The 387-nt window shown below is 44.2% G+C and carries 1 protein-coding gene; it reads right to left on the reverse strand.

The window, feature by feature from the left end:
• On the reverse strand, positions 1–387 hold a 387-nt coding region (locus UU7_RS18590), incomplete at both ends, for a putative phage tail protein (RefSeq protein WP_157582450.1).

The following is a 387-nucleotide window of genomic DNA, read 5'->3' on the forward strand; positions in this document are numbered from 1 at the left end:
TTCTTGTTCTCCCTGCTATAGCCAGACCAGCTCTTGCGTAAAATATCTTAATTTCTCTACTTTCTTCTTTGATCCGAATCCTCTCAACTGAAAACGGGAATTGCAGATATTCCATGTTGGCGGGCTTCAATTCTTCAACAAGCCTCTGTATATCACGGAATTTGTACCCATCTACTGCTGGTATAGAGATAGAGAAAGCATATTCCCCTGGTACTAGTTCAATTTCTGCCTGTGTTGTGCCGATATAGGCGTTCAGTCGATTGCGCAGCGAACGCAACGTAATAGGGGGCTTTCGACTTTTACGTTCAATCAATCGGTCACGTCGGAATTCTATCGTTTCATCGCTGCTGGCCGTGATATTGAATTCCTTTTCCCTCCATTGTAGCG

The sequence above is a fragment of the Rhodanobacter spathiphylli B39 genome (assembly GCF_000264295.1).
In the GTDB taxonomy this organism is placed as follows: domain Bacteria; phylum Pseudomonadota; class Gammaproteobacteria; order Xanthomonadales; family Rhodanobacteraceae; genus Rhodanobacter; species Rhodanobacter spathiphylli.